This window comes from Pseudoalteromonas sp. AS71 (assembly GCF_038900275.1).
Classification (GTDB): Bacteria; Pseudomonadota; Gammaproteobacteria; order Enterobacterales; family Alteromonadaceae; genus Pseudoalteromonas.
On the sequence record NZ_JBBMQZ010000035.1, the window covers coordinates 21,403 to 37,782 of the forward strand.

13 protein-coding genes and 1 tRNA gene are annotated in these 16,380 nt (G+C 37.8%); 2 read left to right on the top strand and 12 right to left on the bottom strand.

The features are described 5' to 3' along the window. Positions 1 to 284: 284 nt before the first annotated feature. The 9 genes from WNY98_RS19530 to WNY98_RS19570 all read right to left on the bottom strand — a co-directional run bounded on the left by WNY98_RS19530 (position 285) and on the right by WNY98_RS19570 (position 11,355). Positions 285 to 1,247, bottom strand: a complete 963-nt coding sequence (locus tag WNY98_RS19530; RefSeq protein ID WP_342878718.1) for a class 1 fructose-bisphosphatase — start codon at positions 1,245 to 1,247, stop codon at positions 285 to 287. Continuing rightward, a complete protein-coding gene (gene fbaA, locus WNY98_RS19535; RefSeq protein WP_342878719.1) occupies positions 1,244 to 2,326 on the bottom strand; it encodes a class II fructose-bisphosphate aldolase in 1,083 nt (360 codons plus the stop codon). Before fbaA ends, WNY98_RS19530 begins: the two co-directional genes overlap by 4 nt. A 14-nt stretch (positions 2,327 to 2,340) precedes the next feature. Next, positions 2,341 to 2,958, bottom strand: a complete 618-nt coding sequence (eda, locus tag WNY98_RS19540; protein ID WP_342878720.1) for a bifunctional 4-hydroxy-2-oxoglutarate aldolase/2-dehydro-3-deoxy-phosphogluconate aldolase — start codon at positions 2,956 to 2,958, stop codon at positions 2,341 to 2,343. Positions 2,959 to 3,187: 229 nt separating this feature from the next. After that, positions 3,188 to 4,120, bottom strand: a complete 933-nt coding sequence (locus WNY98_RS19545; protein WP_342878721.1) for a sugar kinase — start codon at positions 4,118 to 4,120, stop codon at positions 3,188 to 3,190. Positions 4,121 to 4,194: 74 nt separating this feature from the next. After that, positions 4,195 to 5,502, bottom strand: coding sequence for an MFS transporter (locus tag WNY98_RS19550; RefSeq protein WP_342878722.1), 1,308 nt, complete (start codon positions 5,500 to 5,502; stop codon positions 4,195 to 4,197). 2 nt (positions 5,503 to 5,504) lie between these two features. Continuing rightward, positions 5,505 to 5,849, bottom strand: a complete 345-nt coding sequence (locus WNY98_RS19555; RefSeq protein ID WP_002962963.1) for a cupin domain-containing protein — start codon at positions 5,847 to 5,849, stop codon at positions 5,505 to 5,507. 5 nt (positions 5,850 to 5,854) lie between these two features. Further along, positions 5,855 to 8,071: a heparinase II/III family protein gene (locus tag WNY98_RS19560; RefSeq protein WP_342878723.1), complete on the bottom strand. Its 2,217-nt coding sequence runs from the start codon at positions 8,069 to 8,071 to the stop codon at positions 5,855 to 5,857. A 5-nt stretch (positions 8,072 to 8,076) separates the two neighbouring features. After that, positions 8,077 to 10,335 carry a chondroitinase-B domain-containing protein gene (locus tag WNY98_RS19565; protein ID WP_342878724.1) on the bottom strand — a complete coding sequence of 753 codons (2,259 nt, stop codon included), beginning with the start codon at positions 10,333 to 10,335 and terminating at the stop codon, positions 8,077 to 8,079. A 141-nt stretch (positions 10,336 to 10,476) separates the two neighbouring features. Beyond that, positions 10,477 to 11,355 (bottom strand): NAD(P)-dependent oxidoreductase, encoded by an 879-nt coding sequence (locus WNY98_RS19570; RefSeq protein WP_002962960.1) that lies wholly within the window; start codon positions 11,353 to 11,355, stop codon positions 10,477 to 10,479. Positions 11,356 to 12,003: 648 nt separating this feature from the next. Between WNY98_RS19570 and gloA the strand changes: the two genes are divergently transcribed. Next, the gene (gene gloA, locus WNY98_RS19575; protein ID WP_024598720.1) at positions 12,004 to 12,405 is read left to right on the top strand and encodes a lactoylglutathione lyase; all 402 of its coding nucleotides are present in this window, start codon (positions 12,004 to 12,006) and stop codon (positions 12,403 to 12,405) included. A gap of 136 nt (positions 12,406 to 12,541) precedes the next feature. On the opposite strand, the gene WNY98_RS19580 is transcribed toward gloA, so the two are convergent. After that, the gene (locus WNY98_RS19580) at positions 12,542 to 12,808 is read right to left on the bottom strand and encodes a DksA/TraR family C4-type zinc finger protein (protein WP_002962957.1); all 267 of its coding nucleotides are present in this window, start codon (positions 12,806 to 12,808) and stop codon (positions 12,542 to 12,544) included. 85 nt (positions 12,809 to 12,893) lie between these two features. Between WNY98_RS19580 and WNY98_RS19585 the strand changes: the two genes are divergently transcribed. Further along, positions 12,894 to 13,037, top strand: coding sequence for a hypothetical protein (locus tag WNY98_RS19585; RefSeq protein WP_158000890.1), 144 nt, complete (start codon positions 12,894 to 12,896; stop codon positions 13,035 to 13,037). A gap of 21 nt (positions 13,038 to 13,058) precedes the next feature. Here the strand turns inward: WNY98_RS19585 and WNY98_RS19590 are convergent, their stop codons facing one another. Continuing rightward, entirely contained in the window at positions 13,059 to 15,926 is a 2,868-nt protein-coding gene (locus tag WNY98_RS19590; RefSeq protein ID WP_342878725.1) for a pitrilysin family protein, read from the bottom strand. A gap of 383 nt (positions 15,927 to 16,309) precedes the next feature. Further along, positions 16,310 to 16,379: transfer RNA gene (locus WNY98_RS19595), tRNA-Glu, on the bottom strand. Between the last annotated feature and the right edge of the window lies 1 nt (position 16,380).

Sequence of the window (16,380 nt, forward strand, 5' to 3'; positions counted from 1 at the left end):
ATAAATAAACATAAAGTTAACCACACACTGTTTCCCTAGTAAAAAATTGAATTCAATCATGTATAATTACTGCGAAAAAACATAACTTTAGAGCAAAAAAATTGTTTTTACATGAGGTTAAGTAAATCAGATTTATCTAATATATATAAAGTATTCTTATTTGAAGACTATAAGAAAATTAAGAAATGAAGTGAGTTTGTATAGAAAGGATTATTTACAGAGAGAATGAAAAATAAGAGTAAAAAAGGGGCTATTTTTTTGCCCCTTTTTTATTAAGTACTGTTTTATAAAATAGCGTTATTATAAAACTCTACAGGCTCATTTGAGCCCAAAGCAACAGGCACGCGTTGATGCAAGCTCGTTGGCGCAATATCTAAAATACGCGTTCCTCTAGAAGTTGCTTTACCACCTGCGTTTTCAACTAAAAGTGCTAACGGGTTTGCTTCGTAAAGTAGTCTGATTTTTCCGTTATCATTACCGGTACGTTTATCTTGTGGATACAAAAATAAGCCACCTCGGCATAAAATACGATGAACGTCGCCTACCATCGCTGCATTCCAGCGCATTGAGCTTTTTTCAAAGCTTTCACAGGTGTATAGCAATTTATCAAAATACACTTGAGTTGGTTCGTCCCAATAACGGTAGTTAGCCATATTAACGGCAAATTCGCGACTTTGCTCAGGCACATTCAATTGCTTATTTGTTAATAAGTAACCGCCATGTGTTGAGTCTAATGTATAGCAACGTGTTGGACCGCCAGTACTCATTACAAGTAATGATGAAGGGCCATATAACACATAGCCTGCACATACTTGATTCACACCTGGCTGACTAAATTGCTCGTCACTGTCGAAGGCAACATCATCACGGGCTAAGTAAATAGTAAATATAGTGCCTATTTGACCATTAACATCAATATTAGAAGAGCCATCTAATGGGTCAAAGGCAACAATAAACTTACCTTCAGGATGACCACCTACTGCATGATCTTCTTCTTCTGATGCAACTGAGCGTACGCTGCTATCGTCAAGTAGTATGTCTTTAAGTAGTTGATTTGCGATTACATCCAACTTTTTTTGAACTTCACCCTGAACATTTTCGTTAAGGGTTGAGCCTAAAACACCGGCTAATTCACCCTGACTTACTCGAAAAGCAATTTCTTTACTAGTCGCTAAAATTGTGCGAATAAGTAAAATAAGATCGGTATCTACACCGTCTTCTTTCAATACTGTATTTAATCTTTTCATGCACTATACCTATTTACACAATTTAGATCGTCAAAGCATTGCTCTAGTCTTGCAACCATACTTTGCTCTGAATGACGCAGCCATACGCGAGGGTCGTAATATTTTTTGTTTGGCTTATCTTCCCCATCAGGGTTACCAATTTGCTCTTGTAGGTATGCTTGATTATCTTTGTAGTAATCTAAAATACCTGTCCAACACGCCCACTGCGTATCAGTATCAATATTCATCTTAACTACGCCATAGGTTAAAGACTCTGCAATTTTATTGTACTCAGAACCACTACCACCATGAAACACAAAATTAATTGAGTTGCTTGGTAGATTAAATTTCTCTGATACGTAAGCTTGTGAATCTTTTAAAATAGTTGGTGTAAGAACAACGTTACCCGGCTTATATACACCGTGAACATTGCCAAAAGACGCTGCAATTATAAAGTTAGGGCTAATACGGCTCAAACGTTCGTAAGCAAATGCAACATCTTCAGGCTGAGTATATAAAGAAGAGCTATCTAAGTGTGAGTTATCAACACCGTCTTCTTCGCCGCCCGTGCAACCAAGTTCAATTTCTAGAGTCATACCTATTTTTGCCATACGCGTTAAGTAACGTTCACAAATTTCGATATTTTCTTCTAAAGGCTCTTCTGACAGATCAATCATATGTGAGCTAAACAATGGTTTGCCAGTCAGTTCAAAGTGTCTTTCACCTTCATCAAGCAAACCATCAATCCAAGGTAGTAGCTTTTTAGCTGCGTGATCAGTGTGAAGCATCACTGCTACTTCATAATGTGCTGCCACTGAATGTACATATCTTGCAGCACTTACCGCCCCAAGCACAGCTGATTGTTGCTCTGGTAAAGATAAGCTTTTACCACAAAAAAATTGTGCTCCACCATTAGAAAGCTGAATAATAACGGGCGAGTTTTTCTTTTTAGCAGCTTCTAGCGTCGCATTAATAGATGTTGTGCTAACAACATTTACCGCTGGCAACGCATATTGATTAGTACGTGCATGCTCGTACACAGCACTTACTTCGTCGCCAACGATTACGCCTGGTAGTATTGTTGGGGCTAAATAATTCATTTATGAAATCCTTTCTATTTTAAAGCCTGGATACAAGAATCAGTAATTGCTTGCCAATTTTCTTGTTCAACCCATTCTTTTTTCGCTATCCAAGTACCGCCAACGGCGAATACATTATTTAAAGAAAGATAGTCCATTTTGTTACTTTCGCTAACGCCACCTGTAGGACAAAAGCTGACTGCTCTAAATACTGACGACACAGCTGACACAAAAGGAGCGCCACCGGCAAGCGATGCTGGGAATAATTTTTGCTCTTCAAAGCCATACTCAAGCGCCATTAAAATATCACCGGTGTTTGATACACCAGGAAGTACCGGCACATTACATTTAGCAAGTGCTTCAAGTAATACAGGAGACACCGCTGGGGTTACAATAAAATCAGAACCCGCTTCAAGTGCTTGCTCCAAAATATCAGTATTGATGACTGTTCCCGCACCTACTTTTAGCTCAGGCACCTGTGCTTTAATAGCTTTTAATGCCTCTATTGATGCCTCTGTTCTTAGCACTACTTCAACTAAAGTAAGCCCAGCATTGGCCATAGCTTTCGCTATTTGAACACCTTGCTCTGGAGTATCTGCTTGAATTATAGGTAGCAGTGTTTGTCCTGCCATAAGTTCAGAAAAGCGAGTCATAACGTTGTTCCTTTATAAAAAGTAATGCGGCCGAGGTATAGCGGCCTTTAATGTTTAATTATTTTGTTATACCAATTGCATTAAATTAATGAGCTATTATAGCGACAAGAAAATAGCTCAATAACAAGGCTAAAATTATGATACATAGTTGCTCTATATAAATAATTTTTAACGTAGTTAGTGAGTTATTTAATACGCTAAGGTGATCATGTTTTTAATAAAATTGGTATCACATGCCAGCTTCAGCCATTGCTAGCTGAAATATATCTTTTGGAGCAATAGCACCTGGTTGCTGTATAACAGTCCCTGCCGCTTTTGCAGCATGTTGCACGGCACTTGAAATTGATTTATCAGATAAACGTGCACCTAAGTAAACACCGTTAAAGGCATCGCCTGCTGATGTTGTATCTACAACGTTTTTGACCGGTACAATAGTGTGGCTTTGAAGCGTATCGCCCTCTTTTGTCACTACCGATTCAGGGCCATTTTTAACAACAATTTCTTCAATTTGGTAAGGCTTTAAATATTCAACAACTGCTTCTACGCTATGAACGCCATAAAGTGTTGTTAAATCTTCAACGCCTGGTAGGGTAATATCTGCAAACGTAAAGGCTAAATGATACTGCTCTTTTGTTTCCTCTACACTATTCCACAAACGTGCTCTGTAGTTAGGATCAAAAACGATTTTAACCCCAGCATCTTTAAGCTGCTTTACAACTTTCCAAAAGTCTTCACGTGCACTTTCTTCAATTATTGCTAATGAAATCCCTGAAAAGAAAAACATATCACCTTGGCTAAGCTGCTCGAGTGCATCAGCATCTAAAAAATCAACAACCTTTTTAGCTGCAGAATCATTGCGCCAATAAATAAAGCTACGCTCACCATGCTCATCAGTTTCTATGTAGTACATACCAGGTACTTTGGTGTCGTGAGCAAATACAAGTTGCGTATTTATTTGTTCACTCTCAAAGCGTTCTAGCATTTTTTTACTTAAATTATCTTGACCTAAAGCCGTAACAACCGAAGTAGTAACCTGCGGGAAGCAACGTTTTAAATACACTGCAGAATTATAAACATCGCCTGCAAATGATTGGTGCAGTGTTGCCGCGCTCATAGCTCTAAGCTCGACCATGCATTCACCGATAAAGTAAATATTTTTCATCTTGGAAGTTACCCTATGTAGTTAACTGCTATGCACATATACAAAATATGTTGGCATAGCAGTTATTATCTAGATTATTGAGGCTTTTTAAGAGGTTCTATTTTTGGAATTAAAATCCAAACAGCTGCCATTGCAATGATGGCTAAAGAAGCACCAATTACAAATGCTGGTGTGTAGTTACCATCAGCAGTAAGAAAAGGTACTAGCGATGTAAGACCTACAGCACCAAGCTTTGCCGCCATACCAGAAAAACCTGATAATGTACCCACTGCTTTTTTACCTAACAAATCACTTGGTAGTGTTTGCACGTTACCAATTGCAGTTTGAAAACCAAATAATATAACAGCCATAATTAGTACCGCTGTCGTTGGTCCGCCTGGATTTGCCATTGCAAGTAACGCAGGTAACATAATTAAACAGCCCAGCGTTATAGTTAGCTTACGTGTTTTATCTGTGTTCCATCCGGCTTTAAGTCGATTTTGTGCCAGTAAGCCACCAAACCATGCACCAAACATAGCGCCAACATAAGGAACCCAACCGTATATACCAATAGACTTAACATCCATGCCATACACTTCGTTCAAGTAAATAGGTATCCAAAAAACAAATAACCACCAAATAGGGTCAATCGCAGCAGAGGCTATAATTACACCCCAGCTTTGCTTACGAGAAAGTAGCTCAGCCGTTGAAGGATTATATTCTTCTTCGTCTTCGCCTGTTACATCGCCATTATCATCAACACGTCTTTGACCTGTTAAGATATATTCACGTTCTTCGGCAGTAAGCCAAGGGTGAGAGCTAGGCGGCGCTTTAACTAAAATTAACCATGGCACTAACCAAAGAAAACCTAATACACCAACAAAAACAAACACCATTTGCCAGCTAAAGTAGATAGTTAAGTATGCAATTAAAGGAATAGCAATAATACCGCCGATAGCAGCGCCAGAGTTAAAAATACCCTGTGCTAATGCACGCTCTTTAGTTGGAAACCATTCAGCATTACCTTTAGCTGCGCCCGGCCAGTTACCGGCTTCGGCTACACCTAAGATTGCCCGAAAAATACTAAGGCTAAGTACACCTTGTGCAAATGCATGCGCAACGGTTGCAATAGACCAAACACCTATCGATAAAACAAAACCGAAGCGTGTGCCTACCCAGTCAAATATTTTACCAAATATGGCTTGACCAAATGCATAAGCAAATACAAACACAATTGAGATATTAGCGTATATTTGTTTGCGTTCTAATGCTGATTCATCAGGGAATAAATCTTCAACAATATCAGGCCAAAGCACGCTAAGTGCTTGACGGTCGATATAGTTAATAATGGTAGCTAGCGCAATTAGCGCTATAACCCACCAACGTAAGCCTTTAAGTTGCATAATTAATCCTCAAGAAAGTCTTCACGCGCTGGGCTAAAAGTATCAATCAGGATTCCGCCTGTTGGGCAGGTAGCTCCATGATCAGCAAATGGTGGGATTAAGCAGCTATCACCCGGTTTTAAGATTTTAGTTACGCCATCAATGTTAAAGTGAAACTCACCTTCAACAACATACGTTACTTGAGAATGTCTGTGAGCATGGTTATAACCAATAGCCCCTTTCTCAAACCAAATTTTAACAGCCATTAGCTCTTCGTTATAACCTAGCATTTGACGTTTTAGACCATTTCCTAAGTCTTCTATTTCGGTCTCGTTACCAAATGAAAAGTTTGCGCTTTGCTTTTGCATCCTATTTACTCCTGATTATTGTTCATCATATAAACGCCTAATCGGCCATTTAAAGTGAACTCTTTATTTTGATAATTGAATGTGTTTTTAGCTGATGTTGGTGCTTTATTAATAGCCACTAAATATGACTTGCCTTTAATATCAAGTTCAACAAGTGTTAAATCGCCCTGCTGACTATATTCAAGCTTTGTAACTCTACTAACAGCTTCTAAGGTATATTCTTTACTTGGATTGTATTCACCGTGAGGCTCTAATACTGATATAAATTTATGATGCTTTTGACCCTCAACGCGACGAATAAAACCGTTTTCGTTACGTAAATTAAAATCAGGGTCATTTGCGCCTATTTGGGTAAACAAGAAAGACTCATCACCTTTAACCAAACTCGTTTGCGTATAAAAACGACCATTCTCGTTTAACCACGTTACTTTAGCTAAACCACTTTGAGGTTGCGCTTGAGCTTTAAGCCATAGATGCTGGTAACCATTTTTAGTACCTAATGCAGCGAGTTGTGTTGCATTCGCTTTTAGCTCAAAGCTGGTATCGATAAGCTGACCTTTATAATGCAAAGGCAAGTCAAGCTGATGCGCTTTATTTGCTGCAACATCAAACATATCAAGTGCAACTGTGCTTTGTAGTTCAGGTAAGTTAATAAGTGCAAGCGTGCGTTCAAGATCAACGCCTTTATAAGCTGTGCTTATTTCGCCACTTGAAACCGTGCCATATTCATTTGTTTCAAAGAAGTTAAGCGTTGGGTAGTTATTATTACCTACTTCAACATTTGCATTAAAATGTGTTGTTTCGTCAACCACTACCGTATTGTGCGCAACAGTGTGTTTAGCGTAAGTTTCGTTTTCTGGTAAGTAACGACCGCCGTATTTAGCTTCTACATTTAAAAAACGTGCTGCGCCATAATCAGATACAATTTCATTTCCGTGGTCGTAAAACTGCCATGTTAATTTATCAAAATGACCATGGCCCAAACCTTGTGCAGCAGGTTTAAACAGTAGCGCTTGATCGCCACCTACCTGCGTTCTCATTACAACTAAAGCACCTTGTTTACCGTCATTACCATCACCGAAGGCAACTGATTTAAACGAATAAGGTTTTGCCATGTTGTTATCAAGTGCTTGAGCTACTTTTAGCCCATCACCAGAGAGGATTATTTGGTCTTGTTGCTTAGCTATATCTAAATAACCTGCATCGTTGGTTAAACCGTATGCCGCAGTTACACCATTTACTAACTCAATGGTATCGATACCTTTACTTTTTATTGCATCGTTAATTGGGAAGAACAAACCGTTGTAGCTAAGTTGAATCGTCGTATCAATCGCTTTTAATAATATGCCATCGCGATATTCAAAGATTTTTCTTTGTGGTTCGTTGTTTTCAATCGCTTTAGCAAACGTTACAAATGGTAATAGTGCAAAGCGTTGATAGTAAGGACCTTCGTTATAGTAACCTTGTGGTGAAAACAGCATCTCTAGCTGCTTAATAAAGCCACCTTTACCCGACTTTTCTAAATCGTATAATGATTTTTCTACCCACTCAGGTTCACCTAATACATACCCTGCCATGCCAACACCCGCTGTTGCCCATGTTCCATGGTTATGTACTTTATTAAATGTAGAGGGTTGGCCTACTGATGTGAACAACGAAACAGGACGTAGTAAGTCATTTTCAATTTTTTTAATGTTATCGGCATTTAACGAGTCATGAATTAGATCATATGCTTGTATTGTGTACACAAGCCACATTGCTTCATTTAGGCTTTGCCAAAAAAACTTACCTGGATTTTGCGAATCCATTTTACGTTTTGGATGCAGACCAAGCGTTGGGTATAATTTTGCATACTCAAGCAACATATCACGTACATAATTTGCGTATTTATCATCTTGGCTTAATTGATAAATAATGCCCGCATTGTACATAAGTTGGTAATTTTTCTTATGACGCTCATGTGTATAACCACCACCGCCGTCTTTTGGAACTGGCACAGTGATAGGCTGTGCAATTTGCTCATCAACTTGTGCTTTTAGCGATTCAAACGCGTTAGCAAACTTTGTGCTACTGTTGCTACTAATTGCTTGGCGCATTTGCTTAACATCATCAGTAGTAATTACTAAGTTTGGGTGCGCTGCATGCGCACCCAATGATGTAAGTAATGTAAGTGCAGCTACAGCAGCTATTTTAAAACCTGTTTGGCATTTTAATAAGTGCATAGTATTTACCCTGCCTTATTTAAAATGTTGTTATTTTTTAATACTGCCGTATGCGGGCCTTTAACTCTTAGCTCTTTCACACTTGGTGCTTTAGTTTCATCAAATGTATTGTTTGAGATTTCAGTTTTAGGCTCGCCTACTGTGTGCTCTACAACAATAGGAGCAGTTTTAACAAATTTATTATCTGTGATATTAGTAACCTGAACACCGTGAACATAAATGCTCGCTTGCTCTTTATTACGCTTACCAAAGCCAATATTATTAAGCGTGTTACTCATCATTTCAAAATGAGGACCAAATGTACTTTCATCTGAACCACCACGGTAAAGCTTAACTATGCCGCCTTCTACATCGTTAAATGTATTATTATTTACAATAACGTATTCCGCGTTATAAACACCTAAGTCTTCAATTTCAGTATTTAGACGTAAAATGTCACCTGTTACTGTATTAAAGGTATTACCTGTAAGAATAATTTCATCAGCCATTGCACCTTTACCAGTGATAAAGAAATGGAATGAATGATTAATATCTAAAGCATTTAACTCTGAGTTGGTCATTACAAAGCGATAATTATCAACCATACCCCATTTTTGCGTACGAACAATGCTGTTCCCTATTGCATCTGGCGCGTTTTCACCTGAAATTGATAAGCCATCTAGTTTTAAGCTGCCGCCATCATGTATTTCAAATAATGTAGAGCGTTGAAAAGTAAGTTTAGACTTGCCGCTTTGCTTCGCTTTAATTGTCAACGTTTTATCAATTTTAACCAGTTTAGAAACATCATACTGACCAGGTGCGAGTTCTAATACATCACCCGACTCTGCATTATCAATAGCGTCTAGTAATGCACTTACATCAGCTTTAACAGAATGTGTTTTACCAGAATCAAAATCAATTAAGGCAGGTACTTTTGCATACCAGCTAACACCGGTATCTTCTTTTTTCAGCACTTTTAAATCGCGCTTTGCACCTACATTTAAACTTTTAGATGTTGGGTAAAGTAGACCATTACTTGCTTTTTTAAGTGTGATTTTTTCTTTCTTTACACCGTACATTAACTCAGAAAGCACTTTTGTATCAGCAATGTTGTTACTTAGTACCAACCCACTTACATCATCAAATGTTGTAAATGGCTGTTCGCCATCTTGATTTATGATTAAGTTGTTTTTCATTGTGCTGTTTTTAGGCGCCGCACTTCGTTCAGCATCGCTACCAGCTGCAAGTTGAATATGACGCACATTTATAAATGTGTTGTTTTCAATCGTCGCATTTTCAACCTGGTGATAACGATTAATAGATGAATTTGGTACGCCGTTCATCACAGTAAAACCACTGCCAAAACGGTATCCTGTTAGACCTTGTAGGTAGTTGTTTCTTACAATTTGGTCTTTATTGATAACGCGTATACCACCTGTGTGGTCAACACCATTACCAATGAAAATATTTTCTTCTATAAGATTACCGTTACCGTGGCGCAGCGTTAATGTACCGCGCGCTTCATAAAATACATTATTACGAAGGATGTTTTTGCCTGACTTAACCGAAACAATTTCTACTTCACCATTGGTGCGTTCAAAGTAGTTATTCTCTACCAATGTATGCGAATCAGTTAATGAGTAGTGGCTGGTACCAATACGTAGGGTTTCACCACCGTTCGAACCAAAAGTAGGACGGTAACCAAAGTAGTTGTTATCTATACGATGATAATTTTCCTGACTTGCTTCAGTATTTAAACGAACAGCAACTGTCACGCCTTTATTTCGTTTGCCGACTAAATGGCTATGATCGAAGCGGTTATGTTGTCCATATAGTGCCACCCAATAATCAGACTCTCGTTTGTCTGGATTACTGTAATTATCGATTACTGTTTGTGTAACTCGTGAATTGTAGGCTAATTCATTTTTATTTTTACGAAACTCTATTACAGCTGAGCTCGGTGTATAGCCGTCTTTGAATACTAAACCTGAAGCTTCAAGGTATTTACCTGCAAGTCTTAGGTTAGATTGACCCGATAAAATTACTTTACCGTTAGTTTCAGCGGTCAATAAAATAGGAGAGTTTTTTGTGCCTTGGCCTTCAAGTAGGATTTCGAAGTCAGACCATGTACCGTTTTTAAGGATTACTTTGTCGCCAGCAACTAAGTTAGACGAAATATCACGGAAGGCTTGTTTATCATCTACAAAATAATCTTTGGCTGCTAATTGCGTAGATATACAACCAATCAGAACTAAACTTAGCTTTATAGTATTAATTAAACGCATAGTTAACTCTTTATATTGTGACTCGAATTAGGCTCTATGAATATTTAAAAGTGGTGTTGCACAAAGCAGGCTAAGTCTCGTCAATCGAAAGTGTGTGTGCTGGCGCTAAACTATAAAGCTAAGCGCCATTTGTCGTGTTTTTTACTTTTCTAACTTTTTGAAGTAATCAAAAATTTCAGGAACGTTACCTTGACCCATACCAGCGTCAAACGCTGCTTGTAGGTTAGCTGATGAACCTTCAGCGATTTTAGATTCAGTACCTAGGTCTTCTACCATTTGTAGGAAGTAGCCTAAATCTTTGTTTGCATTAGCAATTGAGAAACCAAGGTCGCTAACATTATCAACCGCATAGTTTTTACAAAATTGCATAAACGGTGAATTAGATGGACCAGTCGACATGATGTCGAAAAGTTGTTGACGGTCAACACCAGCAAGCTCTGCAACTGCAAACGCTTGTGACATAGCACATACTGTAGTCATGCCCATGAAGTTGTTGATTAGCTTAGTTGTATGACCTGCACCTAGCTCGCCAAGATGGAAAACATTTTCACCTTGATCTTCTAGTACTGGTTTAACTTTATTGAATGTATCAATATCGCCTGCAGCCATAATGTTTAAAAGACCGTCTTTAGCATGTGCTGGAGTACGACCAAGAGGAGCATCAATCATGCCTGCGCCTTTTGCTGCTAAATCAGCACCAATTTTTTTAGTAGATGATGGGATAGAAGTACCAAAATCAACTAATACTGCACCTTCTTTAATGCCTGCTAAGATACCGTCTTCTGCGTAAACAATTTTTTCTACAACTGCTGAAGTTGTAAGACAAAACATAACAATATCTGAACCTTCAGCTAGCTCTTTTGCAGTGCTTGCTGTTTTTGCGCCTCTAGCAACACATGCTGCAACCGCATCTTTGCTAAGGTCCATAACAATTAGCTCATAGCCTTTGTTTTGTAAATTTTCGGCCATATTGCCGCCCATTAAGCCTAAGCCGATGAAACCGATGACTGGTTTTGACATGAATAACTCCTAAATATGTGGCGCATACTTTTATAAGAACAAGTAAAATCTACTCTATAAATACGCTGTGTCTTTTGTTTCAATTTGTAGAGTAACTTTAAGCTTGAGTTATTTATAAATTAACCTGTGCAAAACGTAACTCTGATTAATTACCAATACATTGTATTCACTCAAACCAAGCAACTTACCAATTGGTATGCAAAAACTGTATTACCATACGCCTTTTTTGTCAACCAATAAGTTAACCAAGTAAACCCCGCATTTTTACAAATTACATACAAAAAAATTTAATACAAAATAAAAACAATCAGTTAGACAGAACTGACCCAATCAAACCCAGGTTAACTTTTGTTGAACAATCAGTAACTTTTTTTATACTAATAGGTTGACCAATAATTAAGTGTTCTTTATTTAAATATGCAAAATTCAATAAAACGGTTCATTAATTGGCAATTTACAATTGATGTTATTGGTAAATCATAAAGGCCATACATGAACAGCTTCCAAATCTCCATCGTATTGAGGTTGTGATCTATAAGTAACGCCTACATATATGGCTAATACACATAAAACCACAAAATGTGCTTAATAATAGTGCTTAGTTGAAAATATACTGAACTTTGAAAAAATCACTAAAGGAACTGAATAATGCGTTTATTACATACTATGCTGCGTGTAGCTAATTTAGACAAATCAATTGCTTTTTATACTGAAGTCTTGGGTATGAAAGAATTACGCAGAGCCGACAATGACGAGTATCGGTATACATTAGCTTTTATTGGGTATGGAAATGAAAAGGACACGACGGTCCTCGAATTGACATATAACTGGGATGAAGATAGCTACGACCTGGGTAATGCTTATGGACATATAGCTATTGAATTTGAAGATATTTACAAGGCCTGTGCTGATATTAAGGCAGCCGGTGGCAATGTTAGCCGTGAACCAGGACCTGTAAAAGGCGGTACCACTGAAATTGCTTTTGTAAAAGACCCTGATGGTTACTCAATAGAGCTAATTCAGAAAAAAGAAGACATGAGTAACTTTTAAATTACTCACTAACAAATTCAAGTGATAACAATTTGCTTAGTCATGTGGGGCCTAATTGAGGGTGTAACACATTTTATGAATTGTTCAGATACTTGTGTAGATTGGTATTAAATAAAAGGTGCTTTTTAGCACCTTTTTAACGCAACTGACTATCTTTACTACCACGTCTATTGAATGATTTTGCGCTAGCACCATTACCTTCTATTGCAGCTTGGCATGCAACACAATAACGCACTCCAGGTAACGCAAGCCTTCGTGCTTGTGGGATTTTCTCGTCGCACTCATCACATAGTTCTGCACTTGCGCCAGATATTAAATTGCTTCTTGCATACTGTACGGCGTCATTAACACTCGCATCAATTTGATCTTGAATTGCACCGTCTCGTGCCCATCCACTTGCCATAAATCCTCCTAATAAAGTTGGATGTTTAAATTTATGCTACCAAATCGAATCTTTATAAGTACTGAATAAAAAAGCTAGGAATGTGATGTTCTTTGAAGGCTTAAGCTACGAAACTATATTTTATACTTGGAGAAAAGATGCTGTAGTTGTTCTTTGTGAACCCTTTTTCAAAAAAGATCAACACTCTACAATTAGGCAAAAAAAAGCAGCTAAAAAAGCTGCTTTATAATTCCAATTATTTATTTAAATATTAAAGGCTGTAATCAACAACTTTCATACCTAATTTTTCGAGCTCTGGGCGGAGTGTTTTAGCATCACCCACGACTAAATAAATCATGTCTTTAGTATTTAAGTGTTTTTTAGCTAAGGCGTTAACTTCTTCTTTGCTAATATTGCTAACAATCTCATTTCTTTCTTTTACAAAGCTAGGTTTTAAATCAAATTCTAATATTTGTGCTAAAAAGCCAAGTTTTGCATTAGGCGTTTCGTATTTAAGCGCATCTTTTTGATTGATAGCTTTACGCATAAACATAAGCTCTTCGTCAGTGACACCGTTTTGAGCATAGTTATTAAGCTCATTAGTAAACTCTGTAATAGACGCAGCAGTAGAGTCGGCTCTCACCGCTGCAGAAGCAGTAAAGCCACCCGATGTTTTATCACCCCAAAAACGAGAGCGAGCACCGTAAGTGTAGCCTTTATCTTCGCGTAAATTTAAATTGATACGGCTGTTAAACGTGCCGCCCAGTGCAAAGTTCATCAAGTTAGCTTTAAAAAACTCACCTGTAATATCTTCAACCATATCGCGTTTACCAATACGAATTTCTGATTGAGGAGCATCAGGTTTATCAACCAAATAAATCAAATTAGTTTCTACTTTAGGTTCACTGAAATCAACCGCTACTGAGCTCGATTTACCTTTCCAGTTTGTAAGTGTAGCTTTAACTTTTGGTTCAATTATTGACTCTTTTAAATCAGAAACAATAATGACTTGAGCGCCCTGCGGTTTAAAGTTTGCGCTATAAAAAGCTTTAACGTCAGCAAGTGTAATAGCCTCTATACTATTAAGCGTTCCAGTGCTTGGAAGTGCGGCTATATTGTTTCCATATAGTAATTTACTATATGTATTAGATGCTAAATACCCAGCATCCTTCATTGAATGTTGAATATTTTGAATGATTTGCTTTTTATTACGCTCAAAGTCATCTGCATTAAATGCTGGTTTAAATAACTTTTCTTCGACAAGCTTTAGCGTTGCATCTACATTTTTGGTTAAGCTAGAAACATACACATTTGTATGTGTTTTATCTGAGTAGATATTTACCTGGCTACCTAGCTTTTCAAGCGCGTTACTCATCTGCTCTGTAGTGTAGTTTTGCGTTGACTCGCTCATTAACGATGCAGTTATTGATGATAAACCAACTTTACTAGCTTGCTCACTGTACAGGCCACCGGGAACTTTAATGAAAATAGCGGTAGTTGGCGTTTCTGTACTTTGAGTACCTAATATTTTAATACCGTTTTCGGTCTTAGTTTGCCAAAGAGTAGGAACATCAACAGCAGGATTTGCGCCGGCCTCTGGATGAACACTTCGATCAAATGTATCAACAGCTCTTCGTGCCACTAAATCATCAGCTGAAGTTGTAGATGGACCTCCAAAATCATGCGTTTTAGGAGTAAAGTTGTCTGGGGCAGCTATAAGTTGTGTCTGCCCTTCTGGCACAACACTCATAATAACGGCAGATTTATCTTTGATATATTGATTAAAAACACGCATTACATCAGCTTTTGTAACTTTGTTATAACGTGCAATCTCATCTTTAGCTGAGTTTGGATTACCAGTAAATGTTTCTGACGCGGCTAGTTGAGAGACTTTACCTGATACGCTTTGCAGACCAAAAATTGCACCCGATTCTATTTTAGCTTTTACTTTATCTAAATCATCTTGTGTAACGCCTCGCTCTTCAAATTCAACAAATGAATCACGAATGATTTTTTCCATATCAGCTAACGTTTTCCCTGCTGTAGGATTTGGTAAAGCATAAAGACTAATTGAACACGCTAACTCTTGGCATGGGTGATTTGCACTTGCTTGAACAGCAAGTTGAGTTTTAACTAAGTTTTTGTATAGTAATGAATTATTACCACCACCTAATATTTCAGCAAGTATATCCAGTGGTGCTTCATCTTCAGAGCGAGCGTAAGTCGTTGGGAAGCTCATGCTTAATAAAGGTAAATGAACTTTATCTTCCATTGAAATATATCTATCAGCATCTAGTGTTACAGCTGTTTTTTCTACTGTAGGAATTTCAGGGCCTTTTGGGATTGGCGCAAAGTATTTAGTAACTAAAGGCAGTATTTCATTAGCGTTGATGTCGCCACCAATAGTAAGCGTTGCATTATTAGGACCATACCACTTTAAAAAGAATGCTTTTAAATCATTTACATTTACACGATTAAGATCGTCCATAAAACCAATTACAGGCCATGAATATGGATGACCATCAGGGTACATTGCTTGAGCAACACGCTCACCTAAGCGACCATAGGGGCGATTATCAACGCGTTGGCCGCGCTCATTTTTTACTGTTTCGCGTTGTACTTCAAATTTTTCTTGGGTTACAGCATCGAGTAAAAAGCCCATTCGATCAGCTTCTAGCCACAACATCTTTTCTAATTGATTTACAGGTACTGTTTCAAAATAATTTGTTCTATCTGAGTTAGTAGTACCATTTAAAGTACCGCCTGCTTCAGATATTATTTTAAAATGTTCCTCATCAGCAACATTTTCTGAACCTTGAAACATCATATGCTCAAAAAAGTGAGCGAAGCCTGACTTACCCAACTCTTCGCGAGCAGAACCAACATGGTATGTTACATCAACGTGTACTAAGGGGTCTGAATGATCCTCATGCACAATTACTGTTAAACCGTTATCTAGTTTATATTTTTTATACGGTATGTTGATTTCACCTGCATTAGATTTCACTGATTCAATAAGTGTAACGCCAGGAATTGATGTTTCTGTAACAATATTTTTATCAACAGCTTGAGTTGAGCTATTACATGCAGCTAACCCTGATGCAAGTAAAACAGCGAGTGCAATTTTTGTGAGTTTCATTTTTTAGTCCATATTTAAATTAACTCAATGAGTTTAAAGACTAATTAAAAGTACAACAAGGAATATGGAGCGATTATCGGTTTGGTTTTGTAACGAAGTGTAAATAGATTGATATAAAAATACAAAGTTGGGCGTAAAATGAGGATATTTATTTTTGAGTTTTATTCTAATAACACTGCACTTCCCTATTAAAAAATAAGTAAATGACATACCTAAGAGATTAGTACTCTTGATAATGTCGTGCATAGAGAGTGCGATGTCACACTGCTTTATACATTACTTAAAATAAGTAAATGGCATTCCCAAAAGATTAGTACTCTTGATAACGTCGTGTATAGAGAGTGCGGTGTCACACTGCTTTATACAGTACTTAAAATAGTAAGTGGCGTCCCCAAGGGGATTCGAACCCCTGTTACCGCCGTGAAAGGGCGGTGTCCTAGGCCTCTAGACGATG